This window comes from Vibrio sp. 1288 (assembly GCF_033344475.1).
This window is the reverse complement of the sequence record NZ_JAWPOX010000054.1, coordinates 1-19,685: the sequence shown is the minus strand read 5'-3', so window position 1 is coordinate 19,685 and position 19,685 is coordinate 1. Positions and strand designations below refer to the sequence as shown.

Here is a 19,685-nt window from a genome sequence, read left to right as displayed (position 1 = left end):
GGAGCGACACACGAGGTTCGAACTCGTGACCTCAACCTTGGCAAGGTTGCGCTCTACCAACTGAGCTAGTGTCGCATCAACAACGTTTCCGCTGTTTAGGGCTGCGAATTATAAGAGCATTTTTTTGTGATGCAAGTCCTTCCTTCAAAAAAACTTTATTTTTTTACTGAACGACGAAAAAGCAATCAAAAGCGATATAAATTACAACAATTTGGATCGCAACCTTAACAGTTAAATCTTGAAAATAGTACCTCGATAGTACTTAAGTTCTGCGATGGACTCACGAATGTCGTCCAAGGCCAAATGTGTTCCCTGTTTTGTGAACCCATTTAGCACCTCAGGTTGCCAGCGACGTGCTAGTTCTTTAAGAGTACTAACGTCAACATATCGGTAATGGAAGAACTCTTCCAACTCAGGCATATGCTTGTATAAAAAGCGACGATCCTGCCCAATGCTGTTACCACATATTGGCGACGCCCCTTTTGGCACCCATTTTTCTAAAAATTCAATGGTTTGTGCGACTGCGTCTTGTTCTGAGATTTGACTGTTTCGAACGCGCTCCACCAAACCGCTTGCCGTATGCGTGTTAGTACACCAGTCGTCCATTTTCGCCAGTTCTTCTTCCGGCTGATGAATCGCTAACACTGGACCTTCAGCCAAAATATTTAGTTCGCTATCCGTGACAATAGAAGCAATTTCGATGATTTTGTGCGTTTCAGGATCAAGCCCTGTCATCTCTAAATCAACCCAAATTAGGTTTTGATCGCTAAAGGACATGGTTACGCCGCCTATTTGTTTATCGATAAAAGAGGTACTATACCTCAAAATACGAGAAACACGATACTCATACACGGAGCCAAGAGTACGGCTCAACCATTTGAGTAAATTCACATAAAGTACAGAATTGTGGCAAAGAAGAAAAAGTTAACCAAAGGTCAGGTGCGACGCGTACGTAGCAACCAACAAAAGCGTTTGAAGAAGCAAGAAGAGTCCATCCAGTGGGATGAAAACATGCTAGGCGCCAGCAAGCAAGGTCTCGTGATCACTCGTTTTGGTCAGCACGCGGACATTGAAGACCTTGAAACAGGCGAAATTCAACGCTGTAACCTCCGCCGTGGTATTGAGTCTCTAGTATCTGGCGATCGTGTTTTATGGCGCGAAGGATTGGAGTCTATGGCGGGCATCTCTGGTGTTGTTGAAGCGGTAGAACCTCGCTCTTCAGTGCTCACTCGTCCAGATTATTACGATGGCCTAAAACCCGTTGCAGCCAATATTGATCAAATGGTCATTGTCTCTTCGGTATTACCAGAGCTATCGCTAAATATTATTGACCGCTATCTCGTTGCATCAGAAACACTGAATATTGCGCCATTGTTGGTCTTAAATAAAGTCGACCTTCTAGAAGCCGATGACCGTGCAATGTATGAAGAATGGCTCAAAGAATATGAACGCATTGGCTATAAAGTGCTTCTGGTCAGCAAGAAGTCTGGAGAAGGCATTGCTGAACTAGAAACCCTGCTGCGTGACCGAATTAATATCTTTGTTGGTCAATCAGGCGTAGGGAAATCCAGCTTAGTCAACGCGTTAATGCCGGAACTAGAGAGCGAAGTGGAAGAAGGCGAAGTCTCTGAGAACTCTGGCTTGGGCCAACACACCACGACGGCTGCACGTTTATACCACATTCCAACGGGTGGCGATTTGATCGACTCACCTGGAGTACGTGAATTTGGTCTTTGGCATTTGGAAGCAGAAGAAGTAACAAAAGCATTCGTTGAATTTCGACCATATTTAGGTGGTTGTAAGTTCCGAGATTGTAAACACAATGATGACCCAGGCTGCCTTCTACGCGAAGCTGTCGAGAACGGGGAAATTAACGAAACTCGCTTTGAAAACTATCATCGCATTTTGGAAAGCATGATTGAAAATAAAGCAAATCGTCAGTATTCACGTAATAAAAAAGCCGATCTGTAATTGAGTTAAGGCTGTAACTGTGTAAAAAGTCTTCACCTAATACTGACAAGCAAATTAAATTTCAGTAACATCACGCGCCCTAAAGCGCGAATCTAACAGAAGTATCGGAATTAAAGATGGACAAGTTTAAAGTTGGACTGCAGTACTGGATCCCACAACACGGCCTCACTCGCCTAATGGGTAAACTGGCTTCAGCAAAAGCTGGCGGTCTAACAACAGCAGTTATTCGTTGGTTTATCAAACAATACAATGTGAACATGGATGAGGCGAAGCACTCAGATCCTAAGCATTTTAAAACGTTCAACGAGTTTTTCGTTCGTGAGCTAAAAGAGGGCGCACGCCCAATTTCTGAAGGCGAAAACGTCATCACTCACCCAGCCGACGCTTGTGTTAGCCAATTTGGCCCTATTGAAGATGGTCAACTTATCCAAGCAAAAGGTCATCACTTCTCAGCACAAGAATTGCTGGGCGGTGACGCGAATTTAGCGGACGAATTTAAAGATGGTTCTTTTGCCACATTGTACCTATCTCCGCGCGATTACCACCGTGTACACATGCCATGTGACGGCACTCTGCGCCAAATGATTTACGTACCAGGTGACCTGTTCTCAGTAAACCCTCTGACAGCAGAAAACGTACCGAACCTATTTGCACGTAACGAGCGTGTGGTGTGTATCTTCGATACTGAGTTTGGTCCAATGGCACAGGTGCTTGTTGGTGCGACAATTGTTGGTAGCATTGAGCAAGTATGGGCTGGCACGATCACTCCGCCTCGTGGAAACACTGTCTACAAATGGGATTACCCAGCAGAGGGTGACAAGGCCGTGATCTTGAAAAAAGGCGAAGAGATGGGCCGCTTCAAACTGGGTTCTACTGTTATTAACCTGTTTGCCAAAGACGCGATTGAGTTTGACGCAAGCATGGAAAACGGTAAGCCAACCGTTATGGGCACACCTTACGCCTTGAAAAAATAAGTAAAATACCGTTAAAGAGCCCTTTATTAAGGGCTCTTTTTATTGATAAAAAGCAAAACTCCGTTCGAAATTTAGCCTCTATTTCTCAAACTCATACCTGCCTCTAAGACCCTCATTCCACAATCAATTATCCTGCGCTTAGAATGAATATTTAGAGGGGCAGCCAATGCCAAAGATGAGTGTAAACACGTTGGCGAAATTGCTGGTGTGCTTTTTAATTCCGCTCGGTGTTTTGATGATGCCGATCGATGCTATTCCTATTGACGATCTCACTTTAATTCAGCATCGCCTGTTAGCTATTTTTCTTCTTGCTGCCCTACTTTGGGTTCTCGAGCCGGTTCCCGTTTTTGCTACGTCCATTCTTATTATCGCTCTTGAACTGATCATGATATCGGATAAAGGTTTGCATCTATTTCGCAATCCACCAGCGGGGCATGATTTAGGAGAGTTAATTGCTTACACCGATATTTTCTCGGCCTTCTCTTCACCGATCATTATTCTTTTTATGGGTGGTTTTGCTCTTGCGATTGCGGCTTCCAAATACGAGCTCGACAACAACCTCGCCCGAGTACTATTAAAACCATTCGGCACCCAACCTAAGTTCATCATGCTGGGCTTGATGTTAATTACCGCCGTTTTTTCAATGTTTATGTCCAATACTGCCACGACCGTGATGATGCTAGCCCTGCTTGGCCCCATCGTCGCTTCAGCACCTAAAGGGGATTTAGGCATTAAAGCACTGGTGTTGTGTATTCCAATTGCCGCGAATACAGGCGGCATTGCGACTCCGATAGGCACACCACCTAATGCGATAGCGCTTCAATATCTCACTGGAGAAAACGCGATAGACTTCCTATCGTGGATGACAATGGGTCTACCATTTGTGTTGGTACAACTCACTGTAGCTTGGTTCTTGTTGCAAAAGCTGTTTCCGTCTAGCGAACCAGAAATGAAACTAAAGCTAGATGGTACATTCAAAAGGAGCTGGCGTGCGATCGTCGTCTACATCACTTTTGCACTAACCATTTTGCTTTGGATGACAACGAAAGTGCATGGCATGAATACATATGTTGTCGCGATTATCCCACTAGCAGTGTTCACGTTAACGGGCATTATGGGAAAAGAAGAGCTCAAGCTGATTAACTGGGATGTTTTATGGCTAGTTGCCGGTGGTATAGCAATTGGCATTGCCTTAGACAAAACGGGCTTAGCCGAAGCATTAGCGCACGCCATTGATTACAGCCTGCTATCACCATTTGCCGTTGTTTTAGCCCTATCGGTAGTGTGCTGGTTAATGGCGAACTTTATGTCTAATACCGCAACGGCAAACTTATTGATGCCTATTGCTGCCGCTATTGGTACATCCATGCCAAGCCTTATTGCGGTTGGTGGCCTACAAGGTTTACTGGTTGTCGTCGCCTTCTCCGCATCACTTGGCATGATCTTACCGGTTTCCACACCACCAAACTCTTTGGCTTATTCAACAGGCCTCATCGAGAGCAAAGACATGGCGAAAGTAGGCCTGATTCTCGGTTTGATTGGTCTACTTATCGTGTATGGCGCAGTTTTGGTACTGTTTTAATCGAAGAGCTCCATGAAAAAGCGTGTTGTCATGGAGCAGCTCTCCAGCTACTGCCCTTACAGAGCGGCTTTTACATCCCATAAATTTCGTGCATATTAAGACTCCTCTACTCTACAAGGACGTCGACACATCATGGGTTACGAATGGCTTGCTTTATGCGCCGCTTTTCTGTGGGCAGTTTCTAGCCTAATTTCGGTCATTCCTGCACAACACCTAGGCGCATTTTCTTACAGCCGCTGGCGTATGGGCTGCACAGCCGTGATCTTATCAACAATGGCCTGGATAACTGGCGGCTGGTTAACGGTTTCTTGGGAACATGTAACGCCAATGATGGCCTCAGGACTGATTGGTATTTTTATTGGCGATACCGCTCTATTCGCGTGTTTGAATCGTATGGGGCCAAGACAAGCCGGGTTACTCTTCTCTTGCCACGCCGTGTTCTCTGCCATCTTGGGCTACTTCTTATTTAGCGAAGTCATGACCACAATAGAACTACTGGGCGCATCATTGGTATTTAGCGGCGTGGTGATGGCGATATTCTTTGGCCGAAGAGGTCAAGTGAATAACGTCTTGGAAGACATTAAAGGTAACATCTGGGTGGGTATTGGACTTGGCTTAACCGCAGCAATGTGCCAAGCATTGGGCGGCATCATCGCCAAGCCAGTAATGCAAACCAGTATTGACCCAGTTGCGGCTTCTGCTATTCGAATGATCAGTGCCTTTTTCGCCCACAGCATGTTGTTAATTCTAGGAGTCACAGTCGCTCGCTCGACGCAACACATTACTTGGCGCGTATTTGGTATTACTGCGCTTAATGGTTTCTTGGCGATGGCCGTCGGCATGACGCTAATCTTATACGCACTGCAAGAAGGAAATGTAGGTATGGTTGCCCTTCTATCTTCAACCACGCCAATTATGTTGCTACCACTGCTCTGGATTTACACCAAACGCCGACCAAACCGATTTGCATGGTTGGGCGCAGCCCTAGCTGTGATTGGTGCGGGCATATTGGTTCAGTAACCTTGCAGACCAGCCCTTACTGCCAGATACAAAAAAGCCCGAGTTTAAACTCGGGCTTTTGTCATTCGGAGCCGTTAGTTAATTATTTAACTAGTACTTCACCCGTCATTTCTGCTGGGATTTCTAGACCAGCTAGAGAAAGCATGGTTGGTGCAAGGTCAGACAGTTTACCGCCTTCTTTGAATTCAACCGCTTTGTCACCTACATAGATTAGAGGTACTGGTAGGTTAGTATGAGCAGTGTGGATGCCGCCAGTTTCAGGGTCGATCATCATTTCTGCGTTACCGTGGTCCGCAGTGATCAATAGTTGACCGCCAACTTCTTTGATTGCTTCAACCACTTTACCCACACTTTCATCTAGAGCTTCGATTGCTTTCTCAGCCGCTTCATAAACGCCAGTGTGACCAACCATATCTGCATTCGGGTAGTTACAGATGATGGTATCGAACTTACCAGACTTGATAGCCGCAACCATCTTATCTGTTAGTTCTGGAGAGCTCATTTCAGGCTGCATGTCGTACGTTGCAACTTTTGGAGAAGCAACCAACTGACGCTCTTCGCCTTCGAATTCGTTCTCAACACCACCGTTGAAGAAGAAAGTCACGTGTGCGTATTTCTCTGTTTCAGAGATACGTAGCTGAGTTTGACCTTGTTTAGATAGCCACTCACCGTAAGTGTTTTCTAGAGACGCAGGTGGGAATGCGATAGCTAGAGGGATATCAGCCGCGTATTGAGTCAGCATCACAAAGTTAATTGCTGGGAATGCTGCACGCTCAAAGCCGTCAAACGCAGGAACGAATGCACGAGTGATTTGACGTGCACGGTCAGCACGGTAGTTCATGAAGATAACCGCATCACCATCTTGCATGATTGCGTCTTCTTGACCTTCCGCTTTGATAGCTGTTGCTTTAACGAATTCGTCGTTTTCTTCACGAGCGTAAGCCGCTTCTAGACCTGCAACTGCCGTTTCTGCTGTGAACTCAGCTTTAGCTTGAGTTAGAAGATCGTAAGCAACTTGGACGCGATCCCAGTTGTTGTCACGGTCCATTGCGTAGTAACGACCTACTAGAGAAGCAACGCGGCCTTTACCTAGTTTCGCAAATAGGTCTTGGAAACGTTGTAGTGAGTTTTCAGCACTACGTGGTGGTGTGTCACGGCCGTCTAGGAAGCAGTGTAGGTAGATTTTCTCTGCGCCACGCGCCGCTGCCATTTCAACTGCAGCGTAAATGTGGTCTTCGTGAGAGTGAACACCGCCTGGAGACATCAGGCCCATGATGTGTACTGCTTTTTCAGCTTTCACAGCAGAGTCGATTGCTTCAACTAGCGCAGGCGTTTGTTCGAACTCACCATCAGCAATTGATTTAGTGATACGAGTCAGGTCTTGGTATACAACGCGGCCTGCACCAATGTTAGTGTGACCAACTTCAGAGTTACCCATTTGACCATCAGGAAGGCCAACATCCATGCCTGAAGCAGAGATTAATGTGTGTGGGTTATTCGCAATCAGAGCATCCATTACTGGTGTTTTCGCATTCGCAATTGCGTTACTTGCTGTGTCTTCACGGTAACCGTAACCGTCAAGGATAACTAGAGCCAGTGGCTTCTTAGCTGACATAGTGATGACCTCATCAAATTTAAGTAACTTTTGGCGTAGGGCCTCGCTGCCCTATCTAACCTTGAAACAAAACTAGCGTAATTTTACTACACTTTTTAACCAAAACTGTAGGTTAAGATCAAATAATGTTTGCGATTTATTGTTGCTATCTTACAAGTTAAGCGAACAACGAGTCAGTGCCGACAATCGTGTTCCACAAGCATAGTCATTTCTAATACGCTTTGTACACCCCAGTCTAAGTTCGGTTTTCTTACGCTTCTCATTCTTATTTTTGCACTTGAAACAGCGCTAATTTAAAGCAACATCAAACAAGATGGGTTAATACCTATTGTTCTCTTTTCTCAGTAAAACAGAAGTCACTTAAACCGATAAGTCCAATAGGCAAAAGCAATCAAGCTACCAGAGCGAAATGTACGGATAGTAAGGGCATAAAGGGTTTATAGAGATCTCAATTATTCGTTAGAAAATTTTAACCCTCTCGCCTAAGAGCCGTAACCTCGCTATACTCCTGCTTTATTTTTCCGCCAACAGCGTAAGAGCTCAAGACATGCAAGAGTACATTGAATTTTTCCAACAGAACATGATTCTATCTTTGGTTTGGGTAGGTCTTCTTGTCGCCTTTATCATGAACATCGTGAAGTCAGCGACAGCCGCATACAAAGAAATCAACGTAAACCAACTGACTCATCTTATGAACCGTGAAAACGGCGTTGTAGTGGATATCCGTACCAAGGACGAGTTCAAAAAAGGTCATATCACCGACTCACTTCACATTTTACCGTCAGACATCAAAGCGGGTAACTTGGGTAGCCTTGAAAACCACAAATCAGACCCAATCATTGTGGTATGCAAGACAGGACAGACCGCTCAAGAAAGCGCAAACCTATTAGTAAAAGCTGGCTTCGAAAAAGTGAGCCTACTAAAAAATGGTTTGATTGCGTGGAACGAAGCGAACCTGCCGTTAGTTCGCGGTAAAAAGTAGGAACGTGGCAAGAACGAAAGTTCGCGTTTAAACGCGCTTTTACCAAGCCTCGCGGACAAAAAACTGAGCAAATTGAAAGCAGTTGGAGCACTAAGTTGTGACGCTTTGCACGTAATACACGCTTCATCTAGTCAAGGTAGATTGGCTCAGTTAGTCTCAGGACATACCAGTTTTCTGAGCTTAGACGTTTCTAGGCTCAACAAATATTGATTTAAGGATTAAAAAATGGCTGAAGCAGCACCTCAAGACGCACAACAAAACTTCGCAATTCAACGCATCTTCCTAAAAGACGTTTCTTTTGAAGCGCCGAACTCTCCAGTAATTTTCCAGAAAGAGTGGAACCCAGACGTTAAACTAGACCTAGACACTCAAAGCCGTGAGCTTGGTGAAGGCGTTTACGAAGTTGTTCTACGTCTAACCGTTACTGTGAAGAACGAAGAAGAGACTGCGTTCCTATGTGAAGTTCAACAAGGTGGTATCTTCACTGCTGAACAAATGGAAGCTGGTCAACTTGCACATTGCCTAGGCGCATTCTGCCCGAACATCCTATTCCCATACGCTCGTGAAACTATCTCAAGCCTAGTCGTTAAAGGTACGTTCCCTCAACTGAACCTAGCGCCAGTAAACTTTGACGCGCTATTCATGAACTACCTACAACAGCAAGCTCAACAAGGCGAAGCTGAAGCGTAATTCACGTTTTATAAGTGACGAATAGCCACAGTGCTGACGTCACCGACTCAAATAAAATGCACAGAGCGTCTACCATCCGATGCAATGTGCATTTTTTATTTCTGACAAAAGTTCCTAGTTCCTAATCGCCAGAAGGCGTAAAATTTGACGATTAGGAACTAGATTCTACTAGTAGCAAGACAATTAGGCGGTAGCATGACACAAGCAAATACAAACAATGCTTACGGTAAAGACATCGCAATGACTGTGATTGGCGCAGGCTCATACGGCACCTCTTTGGCAATCTCACTCGCTCGTAACGGCGCGAACGTTGTCCTTTGGGGACACGAGCCAGAGCACATGGCTCGCCTAGAAGCAGACCGAGCTAACCATGCCTTCTTACCAGGTGTTGATTTCCCTGAAAGCTTGATCATTGAATCGGATTTAGAAAAAGCCGTTCAAGCAAGCCGAGATTTGTTGGTTGTGGTTCCAAGCCATGTCTTTGGCATCGTGCTAAACAGCTGTAAACCATTCTTGCGCGAAGACTCTCGCATCTGTTGGGCAACCAAAGGGCTTGAACCTGAAACGGGGCGCCTGCTGAAAGACGTCGCTTATGACATTATCGGTGAAAACTACTCACTAGCAGTATTGTCTGGCCCAACGTTTGCGAAAGAGCTCGCAATGGGTATGCCGACTGCAATCTCTGTTGCGTCTCCAGATTCTGAATTTGTTGCGGATCTACAAGAAAAAATCCACTGTAGCAAAACCTTCCGCGTATACGCTAATAGTGACTTTATTGGTATGCAACTGGGCGGCGCTGTGAAAAACGTTATTGCGATTGGTGCAGGTATGTCTGATGGTATCGGTTTTGGCGCCAACGCCCGTACTGCATTAATTACTCGTGGCTTGGCTGAAATGAGTCGCCTTGGTGCTGCGCTGGGTGCACAGCCAGAAACCTTTATGGGCATGGCGGGTTTAGGCGATCTTGTCCTGACATGTACCGATAACCAATCACGTAACCGACGCTTTGGCTTGGCATTAGGCCAAGGTAAAGACGTTGATACGGCTCAAGAAGAAATTGGCCAAGTGGTTGAGGGTTACCGCAATACAAAAGAAGTATGGCTACTTTCTCAACGTATGGGTGTTGAGATGCCGATAGTTGATCAAATTTATCAAGTATTGTATCAAGGAAAAGATGCGCGCTTAGCAGCGCAAGATTTACTTGCTCGTGACAAAAAAGCCGAAGGAAAGTAGCAATCTACCGCCCTTTGCAGCTCATCTGAGAAAAATTGAAGTTGTCGGGTCACGGAAGAACCACTCTGGATATTGAGAATGAAACACTGCGAAAAACAAAAAGTCTGGAACAAAATTGTCTCAGAAGCCCGTGAAATGTCAGAACAAGAGCCTATGCTGGCGAGCTTCTATCATGCCACCATTATCAAGCATGAAAGTTTGTGTGCCGCTCTGAGTTATATTCTGGCTAACAAATTGAACACCGCTTCCATGCCAGCGATGGCTGTGCGTGAAGTGGTTGAAGAAGCCTTTGCAGCTGATCCAACCATCACTGACGGCGCGGCTTGTGATATTTGTGCCACGGTCAATCGCGACCCTGCTGTTTCAATGTACTCAATGCCATTGCTGTACCTAAAAGGCTATCACGCACTGCAAGGCTACCGAGTAGCAAACTGGCTATGGAAGCAAGGTCGTCACGCTCTTGCGACTTACCTACAAAATCAGATTTCGGTAGCATGTCAGGTCGATATCCACCCTGCAGCGCGCATTGGTAGTGGCATCATGCTCGACCATGCAACAGGCATCGTGATTGGTGAAACTGCCGTGGTCGAAAACGACGTGTCTATACTGCAAGATGTCACCCTTGGTGGTACTGGTAAAGAATGCGGTGATCGTCACCCGAAAATTCGCGAGGGTGTGATGATCGGAGCTGGTGCAAAGATTCTTGGCAATATCGAAGTCGGTGAAGGCGCGAAAATCGGATCTTGCTCTGTGGTATTGCAAGCCGTGCCTCCTCACACAACGGTGGCTGGCGTGCCTGCAAAAATCGTCGGACGTCCAAAAACAGACAAACCCTCTCTCGATATGGATCAAGGCTTTAACGGCAAGTCGCAAAGCTTTATCCATGGAGATGGTATTTAATCGTCAACAAACCTTTTTGACAACAACGTGGTAGGTAACTCTCAAGTGCGAAAACAAAATCACCCTGTTCTACGCTCGGCTATTTTATTAACTTGTGCTTTATCTGCCACTTATCCCATTACCTCCTCTGCTGTGAGTCAGCAAGAGCTCAAAGGCGTATCCAGTGAGATAAGCCGTCAGCGCAAATCGCTCTCTTCCCAAGAAAAGCAGCTCAATGAGTTACAGAAATCACTAAAAGATCAAGAGCTTGGTATTTCTAAGCTTGAGCGTGAAATACGACAAACCAAGTCTAACCTCGCACAAGCAGACAAAAACATAGAAAACCTGGAAGAGAAAATTGCCTTGCAAGAAGCACAGCGTCAAGAGCAAGAAGAAGAACTCAAACAGCTGCTGCAAACGTATTACGTAACCGAGCGAGCGAAGGCCAATGGTCACTTGTTAAATCAAGGTGTGGAAGAAGACCGCATGAGCCAATACTTCCAGCATTTAGCTAAAGCACGTGCTGAAGTGATTGATGCGATCACCAAAATAACCCAAGAATTAGCGCACAACAAAAACCAGCTCGAGCTAGAAAAAGAGCAAATCGAGACTCTGCTCAAGCAGCAATCCGAAAAACGTACAGCGCTAGCGAGTACACAATCCAAGCGTAAGCAAACCCTGAATAAAATTCAGAGCAGTATCAAGAATGACAAACGCTACTTAGCCGAGCTGCAACGCAACGAAACCCGTTTAAAAGCAGAGATCGCCAAAGCAGCGAAGCGTAATGCGGTGCCAATGGACGGACTCGGCAAACAGCGCGGTAAGTTGCCTTGGCCACTCAAAGGCAGTGTGTTACACAACTTTGGTACGCGACAAACTGGGCAGGTAAACTGGAAGGGTATGGTGTTGTCTGCCAACTATGGTCAACAAGTGAAAGCCGTTTATCCTGGTACTGTCGTATTTGCTGAGTATCTGCGCGGATACGGTTTAGTGGTACTGCTCGACCACGGAAAAGGTGACATGACCCTCTATGGTTACAACCAAGCGTTGACGAAAAAAGAAGGCGATCGAGTCACCGCCGGCGAAGTGATTGCTCTCGCGGGTGATACGGGTGGTCAAGACAGGCCATCGCTGTACTTTGAAATTCGTCGTAATAGTGAAGCGCAGAATCCGAAATCTTGGTTAAAACGCTGATTATCTGACTCATCGACTTATAATAAAAAAGGAGCCACTCGGCTCCTTTTTTGCATTCATATTTTGGAAAATGCTATGCGTAGTAGGTTTCTACCGCATCAATAAAAGCATGCACATCATCTTTGCTTAACGCGTTGATTCCTGCCGCCGCCTCTCGCCCCCCACCTGTCGGGAACTGACCACACACGGCCACGGCACCTTGTTTATTGTTTAACGGGGCACGAAGTGAAACCGTATAAGTCCCATCTGCATTTTCAGTAAGTACCGCATGCGCAGAGTCAGGGTTTTGGTTTGCCAGCCAGTTGCCATAAACACCACTGATTCGGCGTGATGCCGCCGTGTTTGGTAACTCAAACAACTTCAGCTTACCACTCTCATGCATGGCAGGCACTGCGAGAGCCGCCTCCATGTCTTGTTGGTAAGCCGATTGCAATTGGTAGTATGGCGAGGCCTTATCTTCAATAGCTTCAAATGGCGACGTGTACTTCAGCAAAGCTCGGTACAGCTCCGCAGGATGAAAGTGTAAATCTTCGACCTTCGATCCGTAGCCGTTGTAGTTAATTAAAGTACCCAGCTCTTTTAGCTGCTCTTTCTGTTGCTGCGACAAGCCCGCGTTATTCGCTAACTCATCGGCTTTAGCAATCATGTTATCGCCATAAGCCGCCGTAATCGCCCAGTCATGAAAACGCCCATCAAGCAACTTATCGACAATCAACGCCGTGCACATGTTGGCATCGAGATCGATGTGCGCATCCAAATTACCATGCTGAGGAATGTCGCCCGCTTTGTGATGATCGGCGTAAAAGACGTGCGCGCCTTGAGCCAAAGCTTGCTCTAGACCTGCCATGTTCTTTTCCATCGAAATGTCTAACACAGTCAGCTCATCACCCGCTTGCACGTCTACTTTTTCCACCAGCTTGATGTCGCGCTTTACACCGGTTATTAACTGGGCATCGACAGGATCAGCCAAACGCAATTGTAGAAGAGCAATGATGCCATCAGCATCACCATTAAAAATGTCGTAATTCATGGGGCGATAGTTCCTTTATCGAGAATCTTATCCCTGCAAGGGTTTTTAGCGTATGGGACTATTGTGCGTGGCATATTTGACAAGTCAACTCGAGCCACGACTCGAAAATGAGAGTGACTCTCGAAATATTAAGCAGTTTGACGTTTAACTGTGTAGATTGCTAACCGCATCTTCTAATAACAGTAGCTGCTCTAAGCCCTGCTCAGTTGCTAATGGCTTAACGACATTAAGCATCTGCAACATCCCTTGCTTCACCATTTGCTCGGTAATGTTGGTTTTTGAAGCCATCGCGGATTGATACGCCAACCAACTACACGCAATCAAGTGCAATGTACATACCAATGACTTCAACTGTTGTTGATCGACATTCAACAGCTTCATCGTTACGAACTCTTGCATAATAGCAATGAGGTTCGCTTGCAGCTTCTCTTGCACATCGATGTACTGTTCGTGTAGCTGTTCATCTCGTGACAAGATTTCTGGTAAGTTTGCGTAGAAAAAGCGGTATTTCCACATCAAGGTAAAAATAGAGTCTAGGTAGCTCTTCAGCATTGTCAGGCTCTCTTGCGAACCTTGAATAGGGGTAAATCTTTCTAAAAGTTCTGCTGAATAAAGCGCAAAGATCTCACGAACGATTTCTTGCTTATTGCGGAAGTGGTAATACAGATTACCAGGGCTAATTTCGATGTGATCGGCAATGTGATTGGTGGTGATGTTGCGCTCACCATGTTGGTTGAACAACTCCAGTGCCGCGTAGACGATTTTGTCGCGCGTTTTCATTGTTATCGTGTTCCCTCTTCATTAACGAATCGAGTATAGCGACTTCACCAACCTAGGTCGATAGAGGCTCCAAATACGGTAACATAACAGACCAGTTAAGATGCCAGTTGAGTTGGCGACAAGGTCTAACCAAGAAGTTTGTCGCCCTACATACCCTTGCAACCACTCAATAACGGCGCTGAATAGCAAAATACTAATCGCCACCGCCCAACGTTGACGCCAACGCCACACACAAAAACAACCTAAAAACGCAAAGCCGCTGTACGCCATAGCGTGCTGCATTTTGTCGAGATACGCGATATTGCCCCAGTCTTGCAGTTCACCTGAACTCAGAGATAAAAAAGCGATCAATATGGCGTAGCTAAAGATAACGAAACGTGCAGCCGTCAGGTTCATTGGACGTCCTTATGCAATTGGAAATGGAAAGGCCGTCACTTGATCAATGTGGTCACAGCCTAGCGCCAGCATGATCAAACGATCGATACCCAACGCGACCCCTGCACAATCTGGCAACCCTGCTTCCAGTGCAGAGATCAGATGATAATCGATCGGCTGTGGTTTTAAACCCATTTCGATACGCTTTGCGTTATCTTGTTCAAAGCGCGCTAATTGCTCTTTCGGGTTATCCAGTTCATGAAATCCGTTCGCCAGCTCTATCCCCTTAAAGTACACTTCAAAACGATCCGCGACGCGATGATCTTGAGGATTGATTTTCGCAAGCGCCGCCTGTGATGCAGGGAAGTCGTACACAAAAGCCGGCACGTCCTGGCCAATTTTGTTTTCTACTCCCACGCTAAATAGTAGTTGCAGCAGCGTATCGCGATCTTCTTCTGGCTCAGCAATGTCACTCAAACCCAGCTTGCTTGCCGCCGCTTTCAGCTCCGTCATCGAGCCTTCCAGTGGACACACACCCAACACATCAATGAAGGCTTGCTGATACGTCATGCGCTGCGCTGCGCCACACTTCAATACCAGCTGCAACAGGTCATCCATTTCATCCATCAATTTATGATGGTCAAAGCCAACGCGATACCACTCCAACATCGTGAATTCAGGGTTGTGGTAGCGACCATTCTCTTCATTACGAAATGCTTTGTTGATTTGATAAATACAACCGCTACCCGCAGCCAAAAGGCGCTTCATATGGAATTCTGGGCTGGTCATAAAAAACAGCTTACTGCCATCGGCATAGCCTGGGCCAACAAACTCGGTTTGGAAAGTATGCAAATGAATGTCAGTCACGGTTGCGTGACTCATGGCTGGCGTATCGACTTCCATCACCTGTCGGTCAGCGAAGAATTGTCGAATCGACGCGATTAACGTCGCACGTTGACGAAGTTGGTCAATGGAAGCAGTAGGTTGCCAGTTGGTTTGCATAACAAGTCTCTCAAACTTTAATTCAGCGAGGAAAGTCTCATTCTACATGCTTTTTACTCTTCAAGAAGAGAGGAATATCCCTTCTTCTTTTTACTAATGTGCTCGCAAATTTGAGGCAAGCATTACTCGTGCCGCAGAACAAAAAACACTCAGTTAAAATCCTATTATCCATGCGGTTAATGTCACGCAACACGGGTTTAACATCCCTAATGTTAATGCTTGAGGGCCAAAACCTCGATGCCGTGATAGCAGTCACATAACCTATAAATTCTATGCCCTTAAGTGCATTACCGAAGCAAAAACCCAATTACATCAATTTTTCTGCCATGTGGCTCATCTACACTAACCCTACTACTTTTGGGGAGTTCTTTTTAAGGAGCGCCTCGTAATGACAATAACAAGCGGATTTCCGCAATCACACACTGGAGGATAACTGTGCAAATTATCACCACAGATATCGCAGTCATCGGCGCAGGCGGCGCTGGTCTTCGTACTGCTATTGCAGCGGCTGAAGCAAACCCAGACTTAGAAGTCGCTCTGATTTCTAAAGTTTATCCAATGCGCTCCCACACGGTCGCTGCAGAGGGTGGCTCAGCAGCAGTTATCAAGGATGAAGATAGCTTAGACAACCACTTCAACGACACTGTTGGCGGTGGTGACTGGCTATGTGAACAGGATGTTGTTGAATACTTTGTAGAGAACGCGACTCGCGAAATGATCCAAATGGAGCAATGGGGTTGCCCATGGAGTCGTAAAGAGAACGGTGAAGTCAACGTACGCCGCTTTGGTGGTATGAAGGTTGAACGTACTTGGTTCGCTGCAGACAAAACTGGCTTCCACATGCTTCATACGCTATTCCAGACATCAATGAAGTACAGCAACATCAAACGTTTTGATGAGTACTTTGTGGTGGATCTGCTTGTTGATGAAGGCGAAGTTCAAGGTCTGATTGCTATTCACATGTCTGAAGGCGAGCTTGTTACTATCAAAGCAAAATCTGTTGTTCTAGCAACAGGTGGCGCGGGCCGTGTTTACCACTGTAACACCAACGGCGGTATCGTAACGGGCGATGGTATGGCAATGGCTTACCGTCACGGCGTTCCTCTACGTGATATGGAATTCGTTCAATACCACCCAACCGGTCTTCCAGGCACAGGTATCCTGATGACGGAAGGTTGTCGTGGTGAAGGCGGTATCATCGTTAACAAGAATGGCTACCGTTACCTACAAGATTACGGCATGGGCCCTGAAACTCCAGTTGGCCAACCGAAGAACAAATACATGGAACTGGGTCCTCGTGACAAAGTTTCTCAAGCTTTCTGGCACGAACAACAGAAAGGCAACACCATCAAACACCCACTGGGTGACGTGGTGCACCTAGACCTTCGCCACCTTGGTGAAGAGTACCTACAAGAACGTCTACCGTTCATCTGTGAGCTAGCAAAAGCTTATGTAAACGTGGACCCTGCAAAAGAGCCAATTCCAATTCGTCCAACCGTTCACTACACCATGGGTGGTATTGAAACGGACGGCGGTTGTGAAACTCGCATTAAAGGCCTATTCGCGGTGGGTGAATGTGCGTCTGTTGGTCTTCACGGTGCAAACCGTCTAGGGTCTAACTCACTGGCTGAGTTCGTGGTATTTGGCCGCGTAGCGGGTGAAAATGCAGTGAAACGCGCAGCAGAATTCAAAGGTTGGAACGACGCGGCAATTGACACGCAAGTCAAAGCCGTTGAAGAGCGCATCGCGAAACTGATGAACCAAGAAGGCGACGAAAACTGGGCAGAAATCCGCACAGAAATGGGCCACACCATGGAAGCAGGCTGTGGTATCTACCGCCAAGAAGATTTGATGCAAGCGACTATCGACAAAATCACTGAGTTGAAAGAACGCTACAAACGCATCAGCATCAAAGACAAAGGTAAAGTGTTCAACACAGACCTTCTATACGCAATCGAAGTGGGTTACGGCCTAGAAGTCGCAGAAGCGATGGTTCACTCTGCGATTCTACGTAAAGAATCGCGCGGCGCGCACCAGCGTCTAGACGACGGTTGTACAGAACGTGATGACGTAAACTTCCTAAAACACTCACTTGCTTTCTACAAGCCAGAGTCAGCACCAAGTATCGATTACAGCAATGTGACCATCACTAAGTCACAACCAAAAGCTCGTCTATACGGTGAAGCAGCAGAAAAAGCCGCGGCTGAAGAGAAGAACGCAGAGGAGCAAGCATAATGTCAGCAAATCGCATTCAAAAAGTAGACATCCTGCGTTACGACCCAGAAAAAGATGCAGAACCATACAAGCAAACATTCGAAGTACCATTCGATGAAACCATGTCTGTACTTGACGCACTTGGTTACATCAAAGACCACCTAGACAAAGATCTGTCTTACCGTTGGTCTTGCCGTATGGCGATCTGTGGTTCTTGCGGCATCATGGTGAACAACGTACCGAAACTTGCTTGTAAGAGCTTCCTACGTGACTACCCAGACGGTGTGACTATCGAGCCTCTAGCGAACTTCCCAATCGAGAAAGACTTGATTGTTGATATGACGCCATTCATCGAGCGCCTAGAAGCAATCAAACCATACATCATTGGTAACGATCGTAAACCAGAAGACGGTACGAACTTGCAAACGCCAGAACAGATGGCGAAATACAAGCAATTCGCTGGCTGTATCAACTGTGGTCTGTGCTATGCAGCATGTCCTCAGTTTGGTCTTAACCCAGAGTTCATCGGTCCTGCTGCACTAACGCTAGCCCACCGCTACAACCTAGACAGCCGTGACAACGGTAAAGATGAGCGCATGAAGCTTATCAACGGTGAAAACGGTGCTTGGGGTTGTACGTTTGTTGGTTACTGTTCTGAAGTTTGTCCGAAGAACGTTGACCCAGCAGCGGCAGTAAACCAAGGCAAAGTGGAGTCTTCTATGGACTTCGTGATTGCTATGTTGAAACCTGATGGTTCACCAAAGAAAGTGGAGGCATAAGGATGAGCAATCGTAAACCTTACGTTCGTGAAGTAAAACGCACTTGGTGGAAGAACCATCCTTTCTACCGCTTCTACATGCTACGTGAAGCGACGGTGCTTCCGTTAATCCTATTCACTCTGCTCCTAACTTTCGGTTTAGGTTGCTTGGTGAAAGGTCCTGAAGCATGGCAAGGTTGGTTAGCGTTCATGGCGAACCCAATCGTAGTCGCAATCAACATCGTTGCACTACTCGGTAGCCTATTCCACGCTCAAACTTTCTTCAGCATGATGCCACAAGTAATGCCAATTCGTTTGAAGGGCAAACCAGTGGACAAGAAGATCATCGTATTGACTCAGTGGGCCGCGGTTGCGTTCATCTCACTGATCGTTCTCATCGTGGTGTAAGGAGCTGAGCAATGAAACCGAATTATAGTGTAAACACATCACCAAAACGTTCTGATGAGCCAATCTGGTGGGGTCTGTTTGGCGCAGGTGGTACTTGGTTCGCGATGATCACGCCAATCACGGTATTGGTGCTGGGCATCTTGGTCCCACTAGGCGTGATTGATGTAGAAGCGATGAGCTACGAGCGTGTCTCTGCATTCGCAACCAGCATCATCGGTGCGCTATTCATCATTGGCACGCTAGCATTGCCAATGTGGCATGCAATGCACCGTGTACACCACGGCATGCACGACCTTAAGTTCCACACTGGTGTGATTGGTAAAATTGCATGCTATGCATTTGCAGGCCTCATCACTGCACTAGCAGTTATCTTTATCTTCATGATTTAAGAGACTGACCAAAAAAAGAAAAAGCTGGCTAAATGCCAGCTTTTTTATTGCTTTGGGTTACCTATGATCTTTTTGCTTTTTAAGCTTTTGACCACCCATGATCTTATTGCTGTGCGACCTTCTTTGTCTGGTCCATAAGACCCAGAGCACCAAAGCCAGTAATCACATCTAGGTTTGTTTTCAAGCCCGTTTCGTCACTTCCACCAATGTAATTTTGTGGCATCTGAACTTGGAAGTTTTGCAAATTGTTGTACAGCGAGTTCGCTACGTCTCGATTCAATTCTGCCAAGTAAACTTCACGGTTTGCTCCTAACGCCGCATACTTACCTTTTAGAACTTCAGATTCTGCGCGACCTTTCGCTAATATCGCTTTCGCTTCAAACTCTGCGGAAAGTGCGTTTGCTTTTTGAATCGCTAAGTTAGCCTCGGCAATTGCCAACTCTTTCTCTTTCTCAACTTCTGCAAGTCGTTTGGTTTTTTCCACTTCAACGATTTCACGCTCTGCAATCTGACGGGCTATGTTCCCTTTAACTGTTGTTATACTTAAAGTAGGCAACGATTGGAGGGAACTCCTATGCTTCAGTCACAGT

19 protein-coding genes, 1 tRNA gene and 1 pseudogene are annotated in these 19,685 nt (G+C 46.3%); 13 read left to right on the top strand and 8 right to left on the bottom strand.

From position 1 onward, the window contains the following. Window positions 1-2: 2 nt before the first annotated feature. Window positions 3-75 (bottom strand) — tRNA-Gly (locus R8O11_RS23470). Window positions 76-231: 156 nt separating this feature from the next. Beyond that, window positions 232-777, bottom strand: coding sequence for an oligoribonuclease (orn, locus tag R8O11_RS23465; RefSeq protein ID WP_017635574.1), 546 nt, complete (start codon window positions 775-777; stop codon window positions 232-234). 129 nt (window positions 778-906) lie between these two features. On the opposite strand from orn, the gene rsgA reads away from it, so the two are divergent. From rsgA to R8O11_RS23445, 4 genes are all read left to right on the top strand, one after another. Further along, window positions 907-1,971: a small ribosomal subunit biogenesis GTPase RsgA gene (rsgA, locus tag R8O11_RS23460; RefSeq protein ID WP_213871903.1), complete on the top strand. Its 1,065-nt coding sequence runs from the start codon at window positions 907-909 to the stop codon at window positions 1,969-1,971. Window positions 1,972-2,087: 116 nt separating this feature from the next. Then, window positions 2,088-2,945: an archaetidylserine decarboxylase gene (gene asd / locus R8O11_RS23455; protein ID WP_005381465.1), complete on the top strand. Its 858-nt coding sequence runs from the start codon at window positions 2,088-2,090 to the stop codon at window positions 2,943-2,945. Window positions 2,946-3,111: 166 nt separating this feature from the next. After that, window positions 3,112-4,527 carry an SLC13 family permease gene (locus R8O11_RS23450; protein WP_104975656.1) on the top strand — a complete coding sequence of 472 codons (1,416 nt, stop codon included), beginning with the start codon at window positions 3,112-3,114 and terminating at the stop codon, window positions 4,525-4,527. 132 nt (window positions 4,528-4,659) lie between these two features. Next, window positions 4,660-5,547 carry a DMT family transporter gene (locus tag R8O11_RS23445; protein ID WP_258634414.1) on the top strand — a complete coding sequence of 296 codons (888 nt, stop codon included), beginning with the start codon at window positions 4,660-4,662 and terminating at the stop codon, window positions 5,545-5,547. Window positions 5,548-5,629: 82 nt separating this feature from the next. Here R8O11_RS23445 and gpmM read toward each other — a convergent pair whose 3' ends face one another. Then, entirely contained in the window at window positions 5,630-7,162 is a 1,533-nt protein-coding gene (gene gpmM, locus R8O11_RS23440; protein ID WP_203346155.1) for a 2,3-bisphosphoglycerate-independent phosphoglycerate mutase, read from the bottom strand. Window positions 7,163-7,709: 547 nt separating this feature from the next. Between gpmM and R8O11_RS23435 the strand changes: the two genes are divergently transcribed. The 5 genes from R8O11_RS23435 to R8O11_RS23415 all read left to right on the top strand — a co-directional run bounded on the left by R8O11_RS23435 (window position 7,710) and on the right by R8O11_RS23415 (window position 12,140). Beyond that, window positions 7,710-8,144 carry a rhodanese-like domain-containing protein gene (locus R8O11_RS23435; RefSeq protein ID WP_005381472.1) on the top strand — a complete coding sequence of 145 codons (435 nt, stop codon included), beginning with the start codon at window positions 7,710-7,712 and terminating at the stop codon, window positions 8,142-8,144. A gap of 225 nt (window positions 8,145-8,369) precedes the next feature. Continuing rightward, on the top strand, window positions 8,370-8,834 hold the full coding sequence (secB, locus tag R8O11_RS23430) for a protein-export chaperone SecB (protein WP_005386410.1): 465 nt from the start codon (window positions 8,370-8,372) through the stop codon (window positions 8,832-8,834). Between the two features lie 195 nt (window positions 8,835-9,029). After that, window positions 9,030-10,067, top strand: coding sequence for an NAD(P)H-dependent glycerol-3-phosphate dehydrogenase (gene gpsA / locus R8O11_RS23425; protein ID WP_005381474.1), 1,038 nt, complete (start codon window positions 9,030-9,032; stop codon window positions 10,065-10,067). A gap of 78 nt (window positions 10,068-10,145) precedes the next feature. After that, window positions 10,146-10,967, top strand: coding sequence for a serine O-acetyltransferase (gene cysE, locus R8O11_RS23420; RefSeq protein WP_005381475.1), 822 nt, complete (start codon window positions 10,146-10,148; stop codon window positions 10,965-10,967). A gap of 27 nt (window positions 10,968-10,994) precedes the next feature. After that, a complete protein-coding gene (locus R8O11_RS23415; protein ID WP_005381476.1) occupies window positions 10,995-12,140 on the top strand; it encodes a murein hydrolase activator EnvC family protein in 1,146 nt (381 codons plus the stop codon). A gap of 73 nt (window positions 12,141-12,213) precedes the next feature. Here the strand turns inward: R8O11_RS23415 and R8O11_RS23410 are convergent, their stop codons facing one another. The 4 genes from R8O11_RS23410 to epmA form a co-directional block, all read right to left on the bottom strand. Further along, window positions 12,214-13,170, bottom strand: a complete 957-nt coding sequence (locus R8O11_RS23410) for an acetyltransferase (RefSeq protein ID WP_042523718.1) — start codon at window positions 13,168-13,170, stop codon at window positions 12,214-12,216. A gap of 144 nt (window positions 13,171-13,314) precedes the next feature. Further along, the gene (locus R8O11_RS23405) at window positions 13,315-13,950 is read right to left on the bottom strand and encodes a TetR/AcrR family transcriptional regulator (RefSeq protein ID WP_005381480.1); all 636 of its coding nucleotides are present in this window, start codon (window positions 13,948-13,950) and stop codon (window positions 13,315-13,317) included. A gap of 21 nt (window positions 13,951-13,971) precedes the next feature. Continuing rightward, a complete protein-coding gene (locus R8O11_RS23400; protein WP_017635567.1) occupies window positions 13,972-14,346 on the bottom strand; it encodes a VanZ family protein in 375 nt (124 codons plus the stop codon). Between the two features lie 9 nt (window positions 14,347-14,355). Further along, window positions 14,356-15,327, bottom strand: a complete 972-nt coding sequence (epmA, locus tag R8O11_RS23395; RefSeq protein ID WP_005381485.1) for an elongation factor P--(R)-beta-lysine ligase — start codon at window positions 15,325-15,327, stop codon at window positions 14,356-14,358. 435 nt (window positions 15,328-15,762) lie between these two features. On the opposite strand from epmA, the gene frdA reads away from it, so the two are divergent. Genes frdA through frdD form a run of 4 tightly spaced genes read left to right on the top strand, consistent with a single transcriptional unit; the run spans window position 15,763 to window position 19,095 of the window. After that, window positions 15,763-17,562, top strand: coding sequence for a fumarate reductase (quinol) flavoprotein subunit (gene frdA / locus R8O11_RS23390; protein WP_054575300.1), 1,800 nt, complete (start codon window positions 15,763-15,765; stop codon window positions 17,560-17,562). Then, window positions 17,562-18,320, top strand: a complete 759-nt coding sequence (locus R8O11_RS23385; protein ID WP_005381489.1) for a succinate dehydrogenase/fumarate reductase iron-sulfur subunit — start codon at window positions 17,562-17,564, stop codon at window positions 18,318-18,320. Before frdA ends, R8O11_RS23385 begins: the two co-directional genes overlap by 1 nt. A 2-nt stretch (window positions 18,321-18,322) precedes the next feature. Beyond that, the gene (frdC, locus tag R8O11_RS23380; protein ID WP_318194507.1) at window positions 18,323-18,706 is read left to right on the top strand and encodes a fumarate reductase subunit FrdC; all 384 of its coding nucleotides are present in this window, start codon (window positions 18,323-18,325) and stop codon (window positions 18,704-18,706) included. 11 nt (window positions 18,707-18,717) lie between these two features. Beyond that, window positions 18,718-19,095: a fumarate reductase subunit FrdD gene (gene frdD, locus R8O11_RS23375; RefSeq protein ID WP_318194506.1), complete on the top strand. Its 378-nt coding sequence runs from the start codon at window positions 18,718-18,720 to the stop codon at window positions 19,093-19,095. 103 nt (window positions 19,096-19,198) lie between these two features. Here frdD and R8O11_RS23370 read toward each other — a convergent pair. Further along, a pseudogene (locus R8O11_RS23370) lies at window positions 19,199-19,615 on the bottom strand (hypothetical protein); the annotation flags it as partial. Window positions 19,616-19,685 lie beyond the last annotated feature (70 nt).

What these genes read in the sequence shown, in the direction of transcription:
- R8O11_RS23400 (WP_017635567.1), bottom strand. Translation starts at nt 14,346, where the DNA reads ATGAACCTGACGGCTGCACGTTTCGTTATCTTTAGCTACGCCATATTG.
- R8O11_RS23450 (WP_104975656.1), top strand. Translation starts at nt 3,112, where the DNA reads ATGCCAAAGATGAGTGTAAACACGTTGGCGAAATTGCTGGTGTGCTTT.
- orn (WP_017635574.1), bottom strand. Translation starts at nt 777, where the DNA reads ATGTCCTTTAGCGATCAAAACCTAATTTGGGTTGATTTAGAGATGACA.
- R8O11_RS23445 (WP_258634414.1), top strand. Translation starts at nt 4,660, where the DNA reads ATGGGTTACGAATGGCTTGCTTTATGCGCCGCTTTTCTGTGGGCAGTT.
- gpmM (WP_203346155.1), bottom strand. Translation starts at nt 7,162, where the DNA reads ATGTCAGCTAAGAAGCCACTGGCTCTAGTTATCCTTGACGGTTACGGT.
- asd (WP_005381465.1), top strand. Translation starts at nt 2,088, where the DNA reads ATGGACAAGTTTAAAGTTGGACTGCAGTACTGGATCCCACAACACGGC.
- epmA (WP_005381485.1), bottom strand. Translation starts at nt 15,327, where the DNA reads ATGCAAACCAACTGGCAACCTACTGCTTCCATTGACCAACTTCGTCAA.
- R8O11_RS23405 (WP_005381480.1), bottom strand. Translation starts at nt 13,950, where the DNA reads ATGAAAACGCGCGACAAAATCGTCTACGCGGCACTGGAGTTGTTCAAC.
- R8O11_RS23385 (WP_005381489.1), top strand. Translation starts at nt 17,562, where the DNA reads ATGTCAGCAAATCGCATTCAAAAAGTAGACATCCTGCGTTACGACCCA.
- gpsA (WP_005381474.1), top strand. Translation starts at nt 9,030, where the DNA reads ATGACACAAGCAAATACAAACAATGCTTACGGTAAAGACATCGCAATG.
- cysE (WP_005381475.1), top strand. Translation starts at nt 10,146, where the DNA reads ATGAAACACTGCGAAAAACAAAAAGTCTGGAACAAAATTGTCTCAGAA.
- secB (WP_005386410.1), top strand. Translation starts at nt 8,370, where the DNA reads ATGGCTGAAGCAGCACCTCAAGACGCACAACAAAACTTCGCAATTCAA.
- frdD (WP_318194506.1), top strand. Translation starts at nt 18,718, where the DNA reads ATGAAACCGAATTATAGTGTAAACACATCACCAAAACGTTCTGATGAG.
- R8O11_RS23435 (WP_005381472.1), top strand. Translation starts at nt 7,710, where the DNA reads ATGCAAGAGTACATTGAATTTTTCCAACAGAACATGATTCTATCTTTG.
- frdC (WP_318194507.1), top strand. Translation starts at nt 18,323, where the DNA reads ATGAGCAATCGTAAACCTTACGTTCGTGAAGTAAAACGCACTTGGTGG.
- R8O11_RS23410 (WP_042523718.1), bottom strand. Translation starts at nt 13,170, where the DNA reads ATGAATTACGACATTTTTAATGGTGATGCTGATGGCATCATTGCTCTT.